This window comes from Microcoleus sp. Aus8_D2 (genome assembly GCF_036702665.1).
Lineage (GTDB): Bacteria > Cyanobacteriota > Cyanobacteriia > Cyanobacteriales > Microcoleaceae > Microcoleus.
Genome location: NZ_JAUBUN010000081.1, coordinates 1 through 17,025, shown reverse-complemented (window position 1 = coordinate 17,025; position 17,025 = coordinate 1). Strand labels below are relative to the sequence as shown.

Genomic DNA, 17,025 nt, shown 5'->3' with positions numbered 1-17,025 from the left:
GGGAATTGGGAATTGGGAATTGGGAATTGGGAATTGGGAATTGGGAATTGGGAATTGGGAATTGGGAATTGGGAATTCCTTAATTATAAGAATAAAATTATTTTAGTCTTTGGTGTCTTTTGTTGGTTTGTGGTGCGACAGAGGGCGTAAAGCCACACAATGGCTCAAATTCACAATAACTCAAGCCCACAAGTTGCGTTATGGAGGTGCTGCTAGCCCCGGGAGTCTGTCAGATGAAACGCTGGTAGGGGTTGAGGTGGAAGTGTCGCAACTATCGGGGAGAAGGGCTGGCGGATTGATTGAATGGTCGATCGAGCTTGAGGACAACATACAGCAACAGCCCCAAAAGTAACGGGGGCAATTCGTAAATTGCCCCCAAGTGAGTTAGAAATTGCAAACTTTCCTCAGTCTGAAAAAGCTACTGAAGTCGGTACAGTGCCAACATTAGCAGCCCGACTGACACCTCTGATCTCCTTAGTATACAACAAGACGCGACAGAAGTCATAGGATTTTAGATTTTAGATTTGGGAATGACTGATATGGCGCCCGCTAAATTAACCGCACCACGAACGGTTCGGTTCGTAGTGCGGACGCCAGGACGCAATCAAAGAGCGGACGCCAGGACGCACTACAAACCATTCTTGGTATTAGATAGAAAATGGCACCAAGTGGAAGAAACGAGCTTATTTAATTGGAAGTTCGATGATGAATTCAGTGCCTTTACCAGGTTCTGAGATGCACTGCAATTTGCCTTTGTGTTTTTCAACCACAATTTGATGCGAAATTGATAAACCCAAACCGGTGCCTTTGCCTACGGGTTTTGTGGTAAAAAATGGGTCAAACAAACGCACAATATTATCTTGGGGAATTCCCGGGCCGTTGTCTCCGATCCGAATGCAAATGCTCTTACCATTAATCATTTCAGTTTTAATGGTGATTTCTGGAGAAGTTGGATTCTGCTGGGTATTTTGTGCTTGGCTGCTGCTTTCTTCAAAGGCGTCGATCGCATTTGCCAAGATATTCATGAATACCTGATTGAGCTGTCCGGGATGACATGGTATTTTTGGCAGTTGTCCGTATTCTTTAATCACTTCAATTCCCTGCCAGCGTGCCTTGGCTTTCAGCCGGCTGTTCAACATTAACAAGGTACTTTCTAAACCTTCGTGAATGTCGGCAGACTTGAATTTAGCTTCGTCTGCCCGCGAGAAATTGCGCAGAGTTTGAATGATTTCTACAATTCGTTCGCATCCTGTCTGCATCGAATTGAGCAATTTCGGCAGGTCTTCTGCGAGAAATTCTAAGTCTATATATTCGGCTTCTTTCTGAATTTTTGCTGGCGGATTTGGGTATTGTTCTCGATACACCTGCACGAGGTCTAACAAGTCGAGAACGTAGCCGCGGACGTGGCAGAGGTTGCCTGCGACAAAGCCAACTGGGTTGTTAATTTCGTGGGCAATTCCTGCTAGCACTTGTCCGAGGGAAGACATTTTTTCGGTTTGGACTAATTGCATTTGAGTTTGCTGCAAATCGCGCAAAGCTTTTTGCAATTCCTGGGATTTTTGCCGATCGCGATCGGCCGAAGCGGCCCGTTCTTCCTCAACTCCGATCGCCCCAGCGATAATTCCGATCAGCTTGCAGTCGGCTTCTGTGGGCGCGATCGACTCGGTGTAGACAACGCACACCACACCCAGGTAATCGTCGCCCCGCCGCACTGCTTGTCCCAGATAGGTTTGCAGTTGGTAGCGGATGACAGCGGGATCGATTTTCCCGTAGATCGTGTTCTGCAAGTCAGAAATGACCACGGGCAGATCGCTGGCTTGGTGCCATACGTCGGTGCAGACGTGGTTCTCGGCGCGATCGACCTCCGGGTAGTCCGGTGGCGTTTGCCAAGTCGCGATCGCGCGCAGCAGCCCGCCACCGACGTGGCTGTAGATGGCGCTGCTGCCGCCCAAAAGCTCGCCGGCCAAGGATGTCAGGCGCTGGATGTTGTCGGCGGCGTCGGTGGTGAATCCCAAAAAGCACTCGTTAATTTTGCTGAGGCGGTACTCTGCTTGCCTGCGCGCGGTCATGTCGCGGGAGTTGATCGCAATTCCGCTCACAGCGGGGTCTGCTAGCAAGTTAATGCCGACTCCTTCGAGAAAACACCAAGAACCGTCAGGACGGCGGAACCGACCTTTAAGGGCGATCGGATCTGCGGGATTTGCGAGCAGTTTTTGGCGATCGGACATCACCGAGGGAATGTCGTCAGGGTGGATGAAATCGAGGGAATTTTGACCGATGAGTTCATCTGGTTCGTAGCCCAAAACTGTTTCTACAGAAGGGCTTTCGTAAACAATGCGGCTGCTGGCGTCGAGAATGGTAATGATGTCGGAACTGTTGAGAATTAGCGATCGCCACTTAGCCTCATTTTGCAGTAAAGCTGATTCGGCAAGTTTGCGATCGGTAATATCCTCCACCATTTCTAGAATAAACTGCGGCTTTCCGTGACTGCTGTCGATGACAGAGGCGCTGAGGCGTCCCCATCTAATGCTGCCGTCAGAGCGGAGGTAGCGCTTCTCGATTTGGTAAGCTTGGCGTTCGCGGGCGGCCAACTGTTGGCGCAACTGGCGCGAAACCTGTGCGTCTTCCGGGTGCGTGCAGTCGTCGAGATCCGCACCCCGCAGTTCGGCGGACGATCGCCCCAGCATAGCTTGAAATGCCGGATTAGTGGCGATCGCCATACCTTCGAGGGTAGTGACTGCAATGCCGATCGCAGCCCGTTCAAAAATTGCCCGAAACCGCTGTTCGCTGTCCCGCAAAGCTGCCTCTGCTTCCACTTCCTGAGTGATGTCCCGCCCCGCCACTGCCATGCCTTTGCGGGAACCGTCGGGGTTGAACAGAGGCACTTTCCGCACTTCAAACCAATTGCTGCCGCCTGTGGGTAAGGGGACAATTTGGCGGCTGGAGGTGAGAGTGGCTGCTTCCCAGGTGGTTTCGTCGGTTTCTTGCCAAGTTAGCAGGATTTCTTTGACTCTGCGATCGGCGGCAGCAGCGAGTTCGGCGGTAGTTTTACCTTGGTAGTCTGCGGTTTCCCAGCCTAAAAGTTGCAGGGCGCAGTCGTTAGCAATCAGCCAGCGCCCCTGGCTGTCTGTGAGATTGAGGGCGTCGGGTACGGCGTCGATCGCGGTTTTCAGCCAGTATTCTCGATCGCGCAGGGCTGCTTCGGCCATTTTGCGATCGGCGATTTCGGCGACTGTTCCTTCGTAGTAAAGCAGTTCGCCGCCTTCGCCGCGGACTTCGCACACGTTTTCCGAGATCCAGGTAGTGCTGCCGTCTTTGCGGACGACGCAGGACTCAAACTCTTTCAGGGAACCGAGGCGGCTGATTTCGGCGATGAAGTCAGCGCGGCGGGTGCGATCGGCATAAAGGTTTGTTGCCGAAAATTTTGCGATCAGTTCTGAAGGAGAATCGTAGCCGTACATTCGGGCGAGTGCGGGGTTAGCGCTGAGGTAGCGCCCGTCTGGGGCGGTTTGAAAGATGCCTTCGGTGGCGTTTTCAAAGATGGTGCGGTATTTTTCCTCGGCTTGTTTGAGGGCGAATTCTGCTTGAAAGCGATCGGTAATATCAGCTTGGACGCCGATGAAGTGGGTGACAATCCCGCTGCTGTCGCGCACGGGCGAGATGGCTAGTTCGTTCCAGAAGGGGGTGCCGTCTTTGCGGTAGTTTTTCAGAACTACTTTGCAGTCGTGTTGTTCTTGCAGGGCTACGCGGATTTGAGCGACGGCTGCGCGATCGGTATCCGGGCCTTGCAGGAAGCGGCAGTTGTGCCCGATGATTTCGCTGCGATCGTAGCCTGTAATCCGCTCGAATGCTGGGTTGCAGTAGACTATGGGCTTGTCGGGCTCTTTAGCGTCTGCGATCGCGATGCCGTTGCTGGTAGCTGCCAGGGCGCGATCGTACAGCCTCCATACTTCTTCTATTAAATTCGGTGCATTACCGCCGCTACGAGTCGGCGATAGGGTTTCAGAAGGAATGTTTATATCGGTCTGCATGAGTTTTTATAGATTGAGTTTATTGTCGATCGCGACTGGCCGCATACCCTGCAAGTTTCACAAAATTGCCCTGTTTTCCTCTATGCCGAAGTGAGAAGGCTATTCTGGACAATTTGTGCATTAAATTATACCCATAAAAAATCTGGTCTCCCTCGTTTTTCTTTCTTTCAGCCTTGTGCCTTCTGCCTTTTGCATTCAAAGGACTCTTACCTGTTAACTTATAATAGTTGTTGCCGCGATCTCTCTATCCCTGGTATGGTTTATACCATTTGAGATTTTTAATTCTTCGACTTCGCGAGCGAACAAGTTGGAGATTTTAGACTTGAAGAATTGAAGAATTGGCGAAGACTGAGGTCGCTCGCGGTTTGGAGCTTAGCTACAGTTGCATTCTTTTTTGAAAGAGGTATTAATTTGCAGCGTTTGGTCGGCTTACTCCTTCCCGCAATTAATTTTTTTTAAATTTTAAAACGAAAAATACTCCAGCTCCTAATAAATGTTTTTTCAATAAAAATACTTAAATGATGCAAACTCTTCTGAAAAAAACCGAGTCAAGATTAATTTTGAACGATCGCAGCTAGTTCCGAAATATCATCGATCGCAAAAGTCGGTGCTAGGGCGAGACACTCAGAGCGATCGCCATATCCGTAAGCCGCCCAACAAACATCTATCCCAGCATTTTTTGCAAACAGCAAATCAACCGCTGTATCGCCAACCATTAAAACTTGACTGTTGTCCAAATCCGGGAACAGCGGTTTAATTATCGAATGAAAAACACTCGGATTGGGTTTTTGAATAATTTGTCCGTTATCACCTAAAATCAAATCAAAAAAACCGTTAATTCTCAATTTTTCCAAAAACAGATTTACAAAACTCAGGTGTTTGTTGCTTAAAACTCCGAGGCTCAATCCCGACTTGCTCGCCAACTGCAAAACTTGCTTTGTTCCAGGAAATAAATCGAGCTGCTTTTCACCTTCAGTCCGATAATAAGAGCGGTAAGTTTCCACCCATTCCGGAATTGCGCTTTCCTCGATTACCGGATGCAGAATTTTGAAAGTATTTGGTAAATTAATGCCGATCGTCGCTTGAATTATATCTGCCTCAGGCGGTGTATTACCAAAAAATTCAAAAGTTTTGGTAATGCAAGATACAATAGCTTTGTGAGTAATTGCCAAAGTCCCGTCAAAGTCGAAAATGATTAACTTGTACTGACTCATATTCTTGAAAAGTTCCTAGATACCAACATGAGGCTGAAAATGATATAATAACACTGTCAATCTCGGAGTGACAAACAACTAAATATAGCGGTTATTAATGAAGTTACCTGTCCTGGTAATTACCTTTACATCAATGACTAACGAACAATGCCCCATGCCCCATGCCCCATGCCCTATGCCCTATGCCCTATGCCCTATGCCCTATGCCCTATGCCCTATGCCCTATGCCCTATGCCCCATGCCCCATGCCCTATGACCGAATAGTAAATAATCCTTCAACATTCAAGAGGTCAAGATGAATGTCACCGAAAAACCAGAATTTCTAGCAACAGACTTTCCCGACCACACTCAATTACCAGACTCCGACGGTACTTTTGTGAAAAACTTTCAAGAACACCCTCAAAGCATCCTGTTAACAACATCAATTAGACCGATTTTAGACCAAGTTCATCCCGACGGACAATACTGCATCGGTCAAGATTCCGGTATTTACTGGCGAGTAGCCCAACCCCCGGAACCGCCTGAAAGAGGCGCCGCAGCACCCGATTGGTTTTACGTGCCCGACGTGCCGCCAACTCTTGACGGAAATCTGCGGCGTTCCTATGTCATGTGGCGGGAATTAATGCCACCTCTAATTGTACTAGAATTTGTGTCTGGAGATGGCAGCGAAGAAAGAGATAGGACTCCAAGAAAAGGCAAGTTCTGGATTTACGAACGGATAATTAGACCTGCTTTTTACGCGATTTATGAAGTCAAAAAAGCCCAAGTCGAAGTCTATCATTTAGTCGAAGACCGCTTCGAGTTAGCCGCACCAAATAATCGCGGACATTACCCGATCGCCCAAATAAAAGTAGAATTAGGAATTTGGCAAGGAGTTTATCAGGGCGTAGAACTGCCTTGGCTGCGCTGGTGGGAGGCATCCGGGACTTTGCTGCCGGCGGCGGAGGAACGGGCAGAACAAGCCGAATTGGCCGCCGAACAAGCGCTGTCTGAAGCAGAAGAAGAACGACAAAGGCGCATAGAAGCTGAGTTGCGAATACAAGCTTTAGAAGCGCGTTTGCGAGAGTTAGAAGGCAAATAAGCCGCAGATTCCAGTAGTGGCCAGAAACCGGGTTTTTCAACCAAAATACTCGTTTAAAACCATCAATCTCCTAAAAAACCCGGTTTCTTGAGACTTACGCACAGTTGGCCAGAAACCGGGTTTTTCAACCAAAATACTCGTTTAAAACCATCAATCTCGTAAAAAACCCGGTTTCTTGGGACTTACGCACAGTTGGCGAGAAACCGGGTTTTTCAAAATAGTGTCTCGATCGAGAGCTACCAGCCTCACAAACAAGATAAACATCGATGATAATCCAGAATTTGCGTATATTAATGGGTTAAGTAAAGTATTGCATCACTTTTGTGTAAAGTCCTATGGCACTAATTGTTCAGAAATATGGCGGAACATCGGTAGGTACAGTCGATCGCATTTTAGAAGTAGCCCGACGAGTTGTCAAAACAGTACAGTTGGGAAACTCCCTAGTTGTCGTCCTTTCAGCAATGGGGAAAACGACCGATGGTTTAGTGAAACTCGCTAAGGAAATTTCCCCAAATCCCAACAAACGGGAAATGGATATGTTGCTTTCCACTGGGGAACAAGTATCGATCGCCCTTTTAAGCATGGCATTACAGGAAATGGGACAGCCCGCAATTTCCCTGACCGGCGCCCAAGTCGGGATTGTCACCGAAGCCGCCCACACCCGCGCCCGGATTTTGCGAATCGATCCAGCACGCCTGGAAACCCAGTTAAATAGCGGAAAAGTCGTCGTCGTTGCCGGTTTCCAAGGCATCGCCGACGCCGGAGAATTGGAAATCACCACCTTGGGGCGCGGCGGTTCCGACACGACAGCAGTCGCCCTCGCCGCAGCGTTGCGGGCCGACAGATGCGAAATTTATACCGACGTGCCCGGAATTCTAACTACAGATCCGCGCTTGGTAGCCGACGCGCAACTGATGGACGAAATCACTTGCGACGAAATGCTGGAATTGGCAAGTTTGGGTGCAAAAGTCCTGCATCCGCGCGCGGTAGAAATTGCCAAGAATTACGGCGTGCCGCTGGTAGTGCTTTCTAGCTGGAGTGACGCCCCCGGGACGCGGGTAGTGTCCCCCCCCCCGCAACCCCGGCCTTTGGAGGGCTTGGAGCTCGCAAAAGCGGTCGATGCGGTGGAATTTGACTTGGATCAGGCGGGGGTGTCGCTGTTGCGTTTGCCCGATCGCCCGGGAGTAGCAGCGCGCTTGTTCGGGGCGATCGCGCAACAACACCTCGATGTAGACTTAATTATCCAATCAATTCACGAAGGAAATACGAACGATATCGCCTTCACAGTCAGGCGAAATTCCCTGAATCAAGCAGTCGCGGTTGCAGATGCAATTGTCCCCGCCTTGGGTAAGAATTCTCGCCCAGAATTGGGGGAACCCGAAGTGAAAGCAGAGGAACGACCCATAGCTAAAGTTAGCATTGCGGGTGCGGGAATGATCGGGCGGCCGAGGGTAGCAGCCGAGATGTTTAAGACTTTGGCGGATGCGGGAATTAACATTCAGATGATTTCCACTTCCGAGGTCAAGGTTAGTTGTACGATTGATGCTGCGGAGTGCGATCGGGCAGTTGCCGAACTCTGCAAAGCATTTGATGTGGCCAATTCGCCGATCGGGCTGCATACATCATCCCAAAAACCGCCCGCAGTGCGCGCCGTAGCGTTGGATCTCAATCAAGCGCGCCTCGCAATTCGTCAATTACCCGATCGACCCGGAGTAGCAGCAAAACTGTTCGGACTCCTAGCCGAAGAAAATATCAGCGTAGATACAATCATTCAATCGCAACGCTGCCACAATATCGACGGCATCTTAACACGCGACATTGCATTTACCGTAGCACAAATAGACGCCGCCGCAGCAAAAACAGTCCTAGAAAAATCAGCAGTTGAATTCGGCTGGGGCGAAGTAGCAGTCGATACAGAAATCGCTAAAGTTAGCGTAGTTGGTTCCGGGATGGTAGCGCATCCGGGAGTAGCGGCAAAGATGTTTGAAGCGCTTTCGCAGCACAAAATCAACATTCAAATGATTGCAACTTCTGAGATTAAGATTAGCTGCGTTGTGGATGAGGCACAAGGTGTCACAGCCTTGAAGGCAATTCACGCCGCGTTTGAGCTTTCGGGAACTGAAAAAATCCAAATTCCAGCTTAATACTTCAGTAGGGTGCGCAGTGCGCACCTTACCGAATTTCAGAATATTAGGCTGTGCTAGGATCGAATTGGCGATCGACTAAAAGGGATTGAATATTATGACTGTAGCCAACGAACAGATTACTGATAGCGGTAGCAACTACAGCCGCTCAGGATTGAGTATCACTCTCAAACGTCTTGGAGAACTTTATGAAGGCGAAGATGATGAGGATGAATACGGCATTTTAAAACCCAGCGATTTTGCTTTCAAAACAGCACTTAATTTAGTTGTAGAAGCACATTCTGTTATGGGAAGCAGTTTCCCAAAAGCGTCAGCTTGTACCGATCATCAAGGTGGTGTTAGCCTGACTTGGACAAGTGTAGATCCAGCTTGTAAAGTCCGCTTGTTTTGTCCGTTTATTGACGATGACGAGCAACCTGTTCGCATTTATCATCGCAAAGAGGATGAACACGGTTCAGAGAAGGTAATTTCAGCAGCAATATTAGTCGATCGGCTAGAGTGGTTTAATCAAGCATGAACGAACAAAATTTTAGCGATCTGGCAGAGTTTGAACCACTACCTAATAGGGCTATTGTCTACCGGGCATTACTTCGCAAACAGTGGATAAATGAGGATACTGGACTGGTTGAATCTGAAGCTTACTACTTGCGTAAAAATAAAAACGAACAGGGTATTTCTGTAAACATTGCTAGTGTTTGTTCTCCCGAACAATGTGCTGCAAGATTCAGAACCTGCTATGGAGTTGCTCGCCTTGAGGTAGGTGGCATTCGCGAGTTAGGTTTAGATGTAATTCCTGACTCTATATCTCACGCTGATATCATAGGTCTACTTTATGATGAAGATGACGCTGAAAGGGCTGATTTGCTCGCTGATTTGTTAGCAGAGCAGTCTATAGTTATATGGAAACCTTCGCTATAGTGCAGCAAGTTGTTTAATAATTCCATAGCATTAGGCTGTGTTAGGATCGAATTGGCGATCGCCTCAAAGAAATTTAATTTTATGACACTAGCTAACGAACAGATTACTGATAGCAGTAGCAATAGCGGTTTATCGAATTTCCGCATCACTGTTGAAGGTCTGCTAGAACTTTTAGATTTAGAAGAAGAGGATGAGTACGGAATTTTAAGACCGACTGAATATGCTTTCAGGACAGCAATAAAATTGGTTGTTGAGGCTTACGATCGCATGGGAAACAATTTGACTAAATGCTCGACTGGTACTGATGACCAAGGTAGTATTAGACTAGATTGGACAAGCTTAGAACTAGACCGTACAATCCGCTTGTTCTGCCCGCATAATGGTAGTGATAAAGCTTATATTTATTATCATAAGAGTGAGGAATATGGCTCGGAAGATATTACTTCAGCAGCAACCTTAACTCACTGGCTAGAGTGGTTTAACAAGATATGACTGATACATTTTCTCGGAGTGAATCAGAGTTTGTAGCTAGAGTCGCTACTTCTCCAAGAAGTCTGGACTCTCGATGCCTTTGTGTTTCCTTAATTTCATCATACAATAAGTTTTGACTTAAGATTTCTTTCGCGATCGCCTCCACCACCGGCACACAAACCGAATTCCCAATTTGCTTGTAACTTTCCCCCGCACTCGGATAACTCTTAAAATCTTCAGGAAAACCCATCAGACGGTAGCATTCCCTCAGCGTCAACTTTCGCACCAAATCTCGATCGCGAAAATAGATAAAAAACCTGCCCGATGTTTCTTGCGAAGGAATAGTCGGATGGACGCCATCCACCGAATAAATGCGATTCGGCTGTCTGTGAACTCTCGATAAATGTTCTGTATTCGGCCTCACGCCAGTTTTCCAAGTACCTTTATTTCTGTAACCTACAAATAACAGCCCCGAATCTTGCTTTCTCGGAGACTCAATTAAAGTATACTCTGATTTATCCAATATTTCAAAATCTCCTGTCTCGTCTAGAAATTCCCTGAGTTTTGGAGGAAACTTGGTTTTGAGTCGAGAAAAATTGAATTCTTTACCTTTAGTTGCAATAATGAATATTCTTTCGCGGTGTTGGGGAATTCCAAAGTCTTTAGCATTCAGCATTTTGTAATTCACGCTGTATCCTAAATCTTCCAGACTCGCAATAATTACTTTTAAGGTATTTCCCTTGTCGTGATGGATTAAGTGCTTGACATTTTCCAGCACAACTACTTGAGGTTGTTTTACTTTGATAATTTTACAAATCTCGAAAAATAGCGTGCCTCTCGTATCTTCAAAACCCAGCTTTTTGCCGCATATGCTAAAAGGTTGGCAGGGAAACCCAGCTACTAAAATATCAAAGTCTGCCAACTCGGCGGGATTGATGTTATTGATGTCTGCAAACGGAACTTCGCCGAAATTTTCTGCGTACACTTCCCGGCATTTGCTATTGATTTCGCAGGAAAAAACACATTCAAACCCCATTTTTTCAAAACCTTGTCTGAAACCTCCAATCCCCGAAAACAAATCTATAAATTTCATCTATAATTTAATCCTAAATGTTGCTCAACCAATAATAACATAGGGTGCATCTCATTTGGGCAAGGGCGAAGCATTTCGGCAGACATTTTATTAGTGAGAACCAGAGATTTAATGCCGAAATGCTTCGCCCCTACGAATATATTTGCCAAAATGAGATGCAAATGTTGCTCAACCAATAATAACATAGGGTGCATCTCATTTGGGCAAGGGCGAAGCATTTCGGCAGACATTTTATTAGTGAGAACCAGAGATTTAATGCCGAAATGCTTCGCCCCTACGAATATATTTGCCAAAATGAGATGCACCCTGATAACATATTTTGTTACTCTCTCTTCTTTCCCTCTGCGTTTTCTGCGCTCTCTGCGGTTCATAATACTAATTTAAACAAAAACCCCGCGCCGGACAGGGCATTGCCGTCTCCCTACAGATATCGTGTAGAATGTCGATCGCTCAAAAAACTCCCAAACTTGTCCCGCAGCCCACTAAACTAGAAATAGCAGAACCAAATACAGCCATTATCTACTTCCTTTCACCAACCATGAGTCAAACCTTGGAAAACCTCAGCGCCATCGATGACAAGCTATCCAAACGTCACCTCGACCTCGATCCTGGCGGCTACTTCATCATTTACATCGATCGCCCCACCAGCCTAATTTACGCCAAACACTTCACCAACATCATCGACGATCGCGGCCTCGCCGTCGATCCCGAAACCGGCAAACCCATCCCCGCCCGCGGCAAAGTAGAACGCACTCAGTGCACACTTTTTAGCGGCAGAACCGCCAAAGAACTTTGCGTCAAAATCCTAGAAGAAACCCGCCCCAGCCCGGTGACAATGTTCGATCACGCGGCTTATTTGGGACGGGAATTTGTGCGGGCAGAAATTGCGTTGTTGAGCGATCGAGAATACGTTCAAGATTAGTCCAAGCGTCAACTGTCACAGGTCAACTGTCACAGGTCAACTGTCACAGGTCAACTGTCACAGGTCAACTGTCACAGGTCACAGGTCAACTGTTCAAGAAAAACCTTGATACCAGAAATAAGTCACCATCGGAATCACTGTCGCCAACACCAACAACACAACCACAATAACTGTGGCATTACCTTGGTCTGTGTCTTCAGCTTTCTTAAATGTGCTTTCAACTTGAATGTTGTCCACAACTTTAGGAGCACCCGGATCGGGTTCGCCCGACATCACAGTCGCAATCCGCGAACTGGCTGCGGTAAATGCTTCGTTGTATTTGTTGGCTTCCCGCAGCGGTACTTGCACAGTTTCCCCAGCTACACTTTGGGCAATTTCATCGCTTAGCAGTGACTTTACGCCTTCTCCGGTGCGAATTGCCGCGCTGTTGGTAACAGTGTCGAGAACGAGTAAAATTTGATTAGTCTGGTCTTCTTTGGCCGGAAACCACTGTTCAAACAGTTGGTCGGTGAAAGTGGCAGCCGTTTCGCCGTAGTCTAAGCGGTGGATGGTGACAAACCGGACTTGTTTACCTGTTTTCTGTTCCAGGGTGTCGAGCACGCTGCTGATGTTGCTTTCGCTGCTGCGGCTGAGTACGTCGCCTTTGTCGAACACCCAAGTTCGATCGCCCGCTGACAACACCGGCATTTCGTACACGCCCGTCGCCAATGCCGGTAATACCGCCATCTGGGATGCGATCAGGACGATCGCGATCGCCACCGCCACTTGTTGGAGATAATTTCTCCAGTTAAATAATTGCTTGAGGAGTCTAGTCATGAGGTTAACCGTAAAACTGACTTTTTTCCAAAAATACTATATAAACCCCCGTAAAATTCATTTTACACGGGGCAATATTTACAATTAGGTCGCCAGTCCAACTCCCCGCCGGATTATTTTACCATAAAAAATTGGTTGAAAGCCGGAACCCTTGTAGGGAGAAATTAAAATCAGACTATTCATTAATCCAATCCTCTTACTGACCGGGAGAGGTCGCCCTCAACTGTCACTTGTCTACTGTCAACTGTCAACTGAATGAAGATTTTAACTATGGAACCCGCAGACACTTATAAAGGTTGGATTCTTCAATCGCAGAAAGTATTCTACGTGGAGGTTTGGGATAGCCACGGGAACCGCCACGTCGCCGTCCAAAATGCCAAAACTGAGGAGGAAGCTTTGGAATTGGCTAAAAAGTGGATTGACAAGTATGAGTCAAAACCCGGAAGAATGCCGATCGACGTACCGCATCCTTTCGGAGACATGATCGATATGCCATTTTAACATCGCCTGTAGGGTGCGTCAGACAAAGCCTCTTCAAATCGAGCAATTATTAGAACTGACGCACCAGAAGACGATCCGGCGTTGCATCCTGGACTACATGGGAAAAGTAGCTTGACAATCTTGAAATCATCTGCGTTAATCTGCGTTTCATCTGCCTTCTATCTGCGGTTTTCCCGATCGCTCAAAGATTCATGAAATCAGCTTATACCAATTTCAAAAATCCTTCCTACAACATTCTTAGTTGAGGAGACTTTGCTCAAATATCCTCCCAGGTGCGTCGCCATGTCGATTTTTAGTCGGTTTTTTGATACTATCGATGGATCCACACCCTACGAATATTGTTGGATTGATTTTCCTAATTTGTATTAATTACGAAACTCCTCGCAATTTTTGGGTGTTTTCTACCAAACTCATCGCAAATTCATCGAACCTTTGAGACAGTTTTTCATCCAACAATTTACCATCAGGAGTAAAAGCTTTCCAAGCTTGTCCGATCGCAATTTGTTCGGGAATCACCCAAGCATGAACCCATCTCAAAATGGTTCGCAAATCGTTAAGGGCGTTGCTGTTGACTTGTCCTCCCAACACGCTGATCGCACCTGCAACTTTGCCGTCCAAATGCTCGAAACTCATCAAATCCAGGGCATTTTTGAGAGCACCGCTGACGCTACCGTGGTACTCCGGCGTTGCCAAAATCAAGCCGTCGGCTTGGCGTACCGCATTCCGCAGCTTTTCCACATCAGGGTATGTTTGATAATCATTCTCTCCGTCGCAGAAGGGCAGATCGAGCGTTCGCAAATCGAATATTTCAACGGACGCCCCCAGGGCCTGCGCCCTCTCTGCTGCGACCCTCAGCGCTAACTGGCTGTAGGAGCCAGCCCGCAAACTTCCGCCAATGCCGACTATCTTTACCATAAAACTTAAAAACAATAACTGCTGGACTAAAACGTACTCATTCCGACTATGATTAGTGTAACAAGTGCGATCGGCAATTGTCAATCGATTTGAGATTTGGGATTTGAGATTTGAGATTTACGGACGTGGCCGAGAAACCGGGTTTTTTTACCAAAATTCTTGGTGAGAATCCCTGATTTAGGAAAAAACCCGGTTTCTGATTCGCAGTGCGTAAGTTCAGTGGACGTGGCCGAGAAACCGGGTTTTTTTACCAAAATTCTTGGTGAGAGCCGACAGATTTGCGAAAAAACCAGGTTTCTTGAGGAGCAGTGGGTTCAAAAACCCACCAGCTCGAGCGGACTCTTGAGATGCACGCGAGAGATAAACCCATTCAACACCCGCCATCTTGTTAAAATAAACGAACGTAGCAAACCAAAAGCGGTCAATCTTGGCATTCATCAACCTTGGGCACAGCAATATATATGAAAAATTCTTGGAAACACGCATGGCTGGGGCATCTAGCTGTAAACAAAGACAAGTCGATCCAGCAGAATCCTAAAAAATCAATTCCAGGACGGAATCTGTGGCGCATCCTGGGTAGTTTGGTGATTTCTCAAGGAATATTGCTCTCGACCCCGGTTTTTGCCGACAGCGCGCCAAACACGATGAGTTACAGCCAACTCATCGAGAACATAGAAAAAGGACAAGTCAGTAAAGTCGAAATAGACGAAATCCAAAGAACTGCCAAAGTTAAGCTAAAAGATCAAAAAAGCGATCAGGCGCAAACTGTGACCCTCTTCGACTACAACAACCGAGAACTCTACTCGCAAATCCGCGCCAAAAAGATTGACTTTGAAGTCAAACAAACAGCCGACAACGCCGCCGCAGTCAGTTTAGTAGTAAACTTGTTGGTGATTTTTGCAGTGCTGGCAGTGCTGATGGCTATCCTGCGCCGATCGACCCAATCGCAAGGAAATGCCATGAACTTCGGCAAATCCCGAGCCCGTTTCCAAATGGAAGCCAAAACCGGCGTGATGTTCGACGACGTAGCAGGTATCGAAGAAGCTAAAGAAGAACTGCAAGAAGTTGTCACCTTCCTGAAAAAACCCGAACGCTTCAACGCCATCGGCGCCAAAATTCCCAGAGGAGTTTTGTTAATCGGGCCTCCGGGAACAGGTAAAACAATGTTGGCCAAAGCCATCGCAGGCGAAGCAGCCGTCCCCTTCTTCAGCATCTCCGGTTCCGAATTTGTGGAAATGTTCGTCGGAGTCGGCGCCTCCCGCGTGCGCGACTTGTTCCGCAAAGCTAAAGAAAATGCGCCCTGCATCGTCTTCATCGATGAAATAGACGCCGTAGGAAGGCAGCGCGGCGCTGGTATTGGCGGCGGTAACGACGAACGCGAACAAACTCTCAATCAGTTGCTGACCGAAATGGATGGCTTTGAGGGTAACAGCGGCGTGATTGTGATTGCAGCTACTAACCGCCCTGACGTGCTCGATACTGCCTTGCTGCGGCCCGGTAGGTTCGATCGCCAAGTAACGGTAGATTTGCCCAGCTACAAAGGGCGTTTGGGGATTTTGCAAGTGCACGCGCGCAACAAAAAACTTGACGCTGAAGTTGCTTTAGACACGATCGCCCGCCGCACTCCCGGCTTTTCCGGCGCTGATTTGGCAAACTTGCTCAACGAAGCAGCTATTCTCACCGCGAGGCGGCGCAAAGATACGATCGGTAACTTAGAAGTTAACGACGCGATCGACCGAATCACGATCGGGCTGACGCTCAACCCGCTGCTCGATAGTAAGAAAAAGTGGATGACAGCATACCACGAAATCGGACACGCCCTAGTCGCAACCATGCTCAAAAATGCCGATCCGGTGGAAAAAGTAACGATTATTCCCCGTTCCGGCGGTGTCGAAGGCTTTACTAGCTTTGTGCTTGACGACGAAATGATCGACAGCGAAGGTTTGAGGAGTCGGGCTTTGCTGTTAAACCGAATTACAGTTGCTTTGGGGGGACGGGCGGCGGAGGCAGAAATTTATGGCGATGCTGAAATAGATACCGGTGCGGGTAGCGATCTCAGAAAAGTTAGCAGTCTCGCGAGGGAGATGGTGACGCTTTACGGGATGTCGGATTTGGGGCCTGTGGCTTTGGAAAGTCCGAACAATGAGGTGTTTTTGGGCCGGGACTGGAATTCGCGATCGGATTATTCCGAAGCAATGGCAATTAAGATCGATCGGCAAGTTCGGGAAATCGCCTTTGACTGCTACGAAGAAGCCCGCCGGATTATCCGCGAAAACCGCCATTTGGTAGACAAACTGGTCGAAGCGCTGTTGGATGAAGAAACGATCGATGGTGATGAATTCCGCAAAATTGTCGATCGATACACCGAGTTGACCAAAAAAGAGTTGGCACCAACTTGAATTAGTCATTAGTCATTAGTCAGCAGTCATTAGTCATTAGTCATTAGTCATTAGTCATTGGTCATTAGTCATTGGTCATTAGTCAGTGGTAAGGGTTGGGCAGGCATTGCGTACTACTTCTTCTCTTCGATTACTGACAACTGACTAATGACTAATAGACTTGCATTGCCTGTCATGTTTGATGCGAGCCGGTCAACCGCAGATGAAAGGCAGATAAACACAGATGCGTTTCAAGATAGTTTGCGAATCAATGCAATTCCAGTCTACTGACTAATGACCTGTTTGCCCGATGCCCGATGCCCCATGCCCCATGCCCCATGCCCCATGCCCCATGCCCCATGCCCCATGCCCGATGCCCCATGCCCGATGCCCGATGCCCCATGCCCCATGCCCCATGCCCCATGCCCGATGCCCGATGCCCCATGCCCCATGCCCGATGCCCCATGCCCGATGCCCCATGCCCCATGCCCCATGCCCCATGCCCCATGCCCCATGCCCCATGCCCCATGCCCCATGCCCC

The 17,025-nt window shown here is 47.9% G+C and carries 16 protein-coding genes; 9 read left to right on the top strand and 7 right to left on the bottom strand.

From position 1 onward, the window contains the following. Positions 1-112 precede the first annotated feature (112 nt). Positions 113-352, top strand: a complete 240-nt coding sequence (locus tag QUB64_RS32305; RefSeq protein WP_333272440.1) for a hypothetical protein — start codon at positions 113-115, stop codon at positions 350-352. A gap of 331 nt (positions 353-683) precedes the next feature. Here the strand turns inward: QUB64_RS32305 and QUB64_RS32300 are convergent, their stop codons facing one another. Both QUB64_RS32300 and QUB64_RS32295 read right to left on the bottom strand, forming a co-directional pair. Beyond that, a complete protein-coding gene (locus QUB64_RS32300; RefSeq protein ID WP_333272443.1) occupies positions 684-4,031 on the bottom strand; it encodes a PAS domain S-box protein in 3,348 nt (1,115 codons plus the stop codon). 554 nt (positions 4,032-4,585) lie between these two features. Then, positions 4,586-5,245 carry an HAD family hydrolase gene (locus QUB64_RS32295; protein ID WP_333272446.1) on the bottom strand — a complete coding sequence of 220 codons (660 nt, stop codon included), beginning with the start codon at positions 5,243-5,245 and terminating at the stop codon, positions 4,586-4,588. Between the two features lie 295 nt (positions 5,246-5,540). On the opposite strand from QUB64_RS32295, the gene QUB64_RS32290 reads away from it, so the two are divergent. From QUB64_RS32290 to QUB64_RS32270, 5 genes are all read left to right on the top strand, one after another. Continuing rightward, positions 5,541-6,326: a Uma2 family endonuclease gene (locus QUB64_RS32290; RefSeq protein ID WP_333272448.1), complete on the top strand. Its 786-nt coding sequence runs from the start codon at positions 5,541-5,543 to the stop codon at positions 6,324-6,326. A 335-nt stretch (positions 6,327-6,661) separates the two neighbouring features. Further along, a complete protein-coding gene (locus QUB64_RS32285) occupies positions 6,662-8,470 on the top strand; it encodes an aspartate kinase (protein ID WP_333272451.1) in 1,809 nt (602 codons plus the stop codon). Positions 8,471-8,567: 97 nt separating this feature from the next. Continuing rightward, positions 8,568-8,987, top strand: coding sequence for a hypothetical protein (locus QUB64_RS32280; RefSeq protein ID WP_333272453.1), 420 nt, complete (start codon positions 8,568-8,570; stop codon positions 8,985-8,987). Beyond that, a complete protein-coding gene (locus tag QUB64_RS32275; protein WP_333272456.1) occupies positions 8,984-9,388 on the top strand; it encodes a hypothetical protein in 405 nt (134 codons plus the stop codon). Before QUB64_RS32280 ends, QUB64_RS32275 begins: the two co-directional genes overlap by 4 nt. Positions 9,389-9,469: 81 nt before the next feature. Beyond that, a complete protein-coding gene (locus tag QUB64_RS32270) occupies positions 9,470-9,880 on the top strand; it encodes a hypothetical protein (RefSeq protein WP_333272459.1) in 411 nt (136 codons plus the stop codon). Here the strand turns inward: QUB64_RS32270 and dcm are convergent. Further along, positions 9,867-10,952 (bottom strand): DNA (cytosine-5-)-methyltransferase, encoded by a 1,086-nt coding sequence (dcm, locus tag QUB64_RS32265; RefSeq protein ID WP_333272461.1) that lies wholly within the window; start codon positions 10,950-10,952, stop codon positions 9,867-9,869. The genes QUB64_RS32270 and dcm overlap by 14 nt on opposite strands. Next, positions 10,949-11,323 carry a hypothetical protein gene (locus QUB64_RS32260; protein ID WP_333272463.1) on the bottom strand — a complete coding sequence of 125 codons (375 nt, stop codon included), beginning with the start codon at positions 11,321-11,323 and terminating at the stop codon, positions 10,949-10,951. The genes dcm and QUB64_RS32260 overlap by 4 nt, the downstream gene beginning before the upstream one ends. Before the next feature lie 167 nt (positions 11,324-11,490). On the opposite strand from QUB64_RS32260, the gene QUB64_RS32255 reads away from it, so the two are divergent. Next, positions 11,491-11,874 (top strand): DUF4346 domain-containing protein, encoded by a 384-nt coding sequence (locus QUB64_RS32255; protein ID WP_333272719.1) that lies wholly within the window; start codon positions 11,491-11,493, stop codon positions 11,872-11,874. A gap of 93 nt (positions 11,875-11,967) precedes the next feature. Here QUB64_RS32255 and psb32 read toward each other — a convergent pair whose 3' ends face one another. Beyond that, positions 11,968-12,690: a photosystem II repair protein Psb32 gene (psb32, locus tag QUB64_RS32250; protein ID WP_333272465.1), complete on the bottom strand. Its 723-nt coding sequence runs from the start codon at positions 12,688-12,690 to the stop codon at positions 11,968-11,970. 255 nt (positions 12,691-12,945) lie between these two features. Between psb32 and QUB64_RS32245 the strand changes: the two genes are divergently transcribed. Continuing rightward, on the top strand, positions 12,946-13,191 hold the full coding sequence (locus QUB64_RS32245; protein ID WP_333272468.1) for a hypothetical protein: 246 nt from the start codon (positions 12,946-12,948) through the stop codon (positions 13,189-13,191). A gap of 369 nt (positions 13,192-13,560) precedes the next feature. On the opposite strand, the gene QUB64_RS32240 is transcribed toward QUB64_RS32245, so the two are convergent. Beyond that, positions 13,561-14,106, bottom strand: a complete 546-nt coding sequence (locus QUB64_RS32240; protein ID WP_333272471.1) for an NADPH-dependent FMN reductase — start codon at positions 14,104-14,106, stop codon at positions 13,561-13,563. Positions 14,107-14,567: 461 nt separating this feature from the next. Between QUB64_RS32240 and ftsH the strand changes: the two genes are divergently transcribed. After that, positions 14,568-16,505, top strand: coding sequence for an ATP-dependent zinc metalloprotease FtsH (ftsH, locus tag QUB64_RS32235; protein WP_333272473.1), 1,938 nt, complete (start codon positions 14,568-14,570; stop codon positions 16,503-16,505). Between the two features lie 247 nt (positions 16,506-16,752). Here the strand turns inward: ftsH and QUB64_RS32230 are convergent, their stop codons facing one another. Next, positions 16,753-17,013, bottom strand: a complete 261-nt coding sequence (locus tag QUB64_RS32230) for a hypothetical protein (RefSeq protein WP_333325771.1) — start codon at positions 17,011-17,013, stop codon at positions 16,753-16,755. Positions 17,014-17,025: the final 12 nt, after the last annotated feature.

Excerpts from the sequence above, each read along its gene's own strand:
- QUB64_RS32300 (WP_333272443.1), bottom strand. The coding sequence starts at position 4,031 with ATGCAGACCGATATAAACATTCCTTCTGAAACCCTATCGCCGACTCGT.
- QUB64_RS32295 (WP_333272446.1), bottom strand. The coding sequence starts at position 5,245 with ATGAGTCAGTACAAGTTAATCATTTTCGACTTTGACGGGACTTTGGCA.
- QUB64_RS32290 (WP_333272448.1), top strand. The coding sequence starts at position 5,541 with ATGAATGTCACCGAAAAACCAGAATTTCTAGCAACAGACTTTCCCGAC.
- QUB64_RS32285 (WP_333272451.1), top strand. The coding sequence starts at position 6,662 with ATGGCACTAATTGTTCAGAAATATGGCGGAACATCGGTAGGTACAGTC.
- QUB64_RS32280 (WP_333272453.1), top strand. The coding sequence starts at position 8,568 with ATGACTGTAGCCAACGAACAGATTACTGATAGCGGTAGCAACTACAGC.
- QUB64_RS32275 (WP_333272456.1), top strand. The coding sequence starts at position 8,984 with ATGAACGAACAAAATTTTAGCGATCTGGCAGAGTTTGAACCACTACCT.
- QUB64_RS32270 (WP_333272459.1), top strand. The coding sequence starts at position 9,470 with ATGACACTAGCTAACGAACAGATTACTGATAGCAGTAGCAATAGCGGT.
- dcm (WP_333272461.1), bottom strand. The coding sequence starts at position 10,952 with ATGAAATTTATAGATTTGTTTTCGGGGATTGGAGGTTTCAGACAAGGT.
- QUB64_RS32260 (WP_333272463.1), bottom strand. The coding sequence starts at position 11,323 with ATGAACCGCAGAGAGCGCAGAAAACGCAGAGGGAAAGAAGAGAGAGTA.
- QUB64_RS32255 (WP_333272719.1), top strand. The coding sequence starts at position 11,491 with ATGAGTCAAACCTTGGAAAACCTCAGCGCCATCGATGACAAGCTATCC.
- psb32 (WP_333272465.1), bottom strand. The coding sequence starts at position 12,690 with ATGACTAGACTCCTCAAGCAATTATTTAACTGGAGAAATTATCTCCAA.
- QUB64_RS32245 (WP_333272468.1), top strand. The coding sequence starts at position 12,946 with ATGAAGATTTTAACTATGGAACCCGCAGACACTTATAAAGGTTGGATT.
- QUB64_RS32240 (WP_333272471.1), bottom strand. The coding sequence starts at position 14,106 with ATGGTAAAGATAGTCGGCATTGGCGGAAGTTTGCGGGCTGGCTCCTAC.
- ftsH (WP_333272473.1), top strand. The coding sequence starts at position 14,568 with ATGAAAAATTCTTGGAAACACGCATGGCTGGGGCATCTAGCTGTAAAC.
- QUB64_RS32230 (WP_333325771.1), bottom strand. The coding sequence starts at position 17,013 with ATGGGGCATGGGGCATGGGGCATGGGGCATGGGGCATGGGGCATGGGG.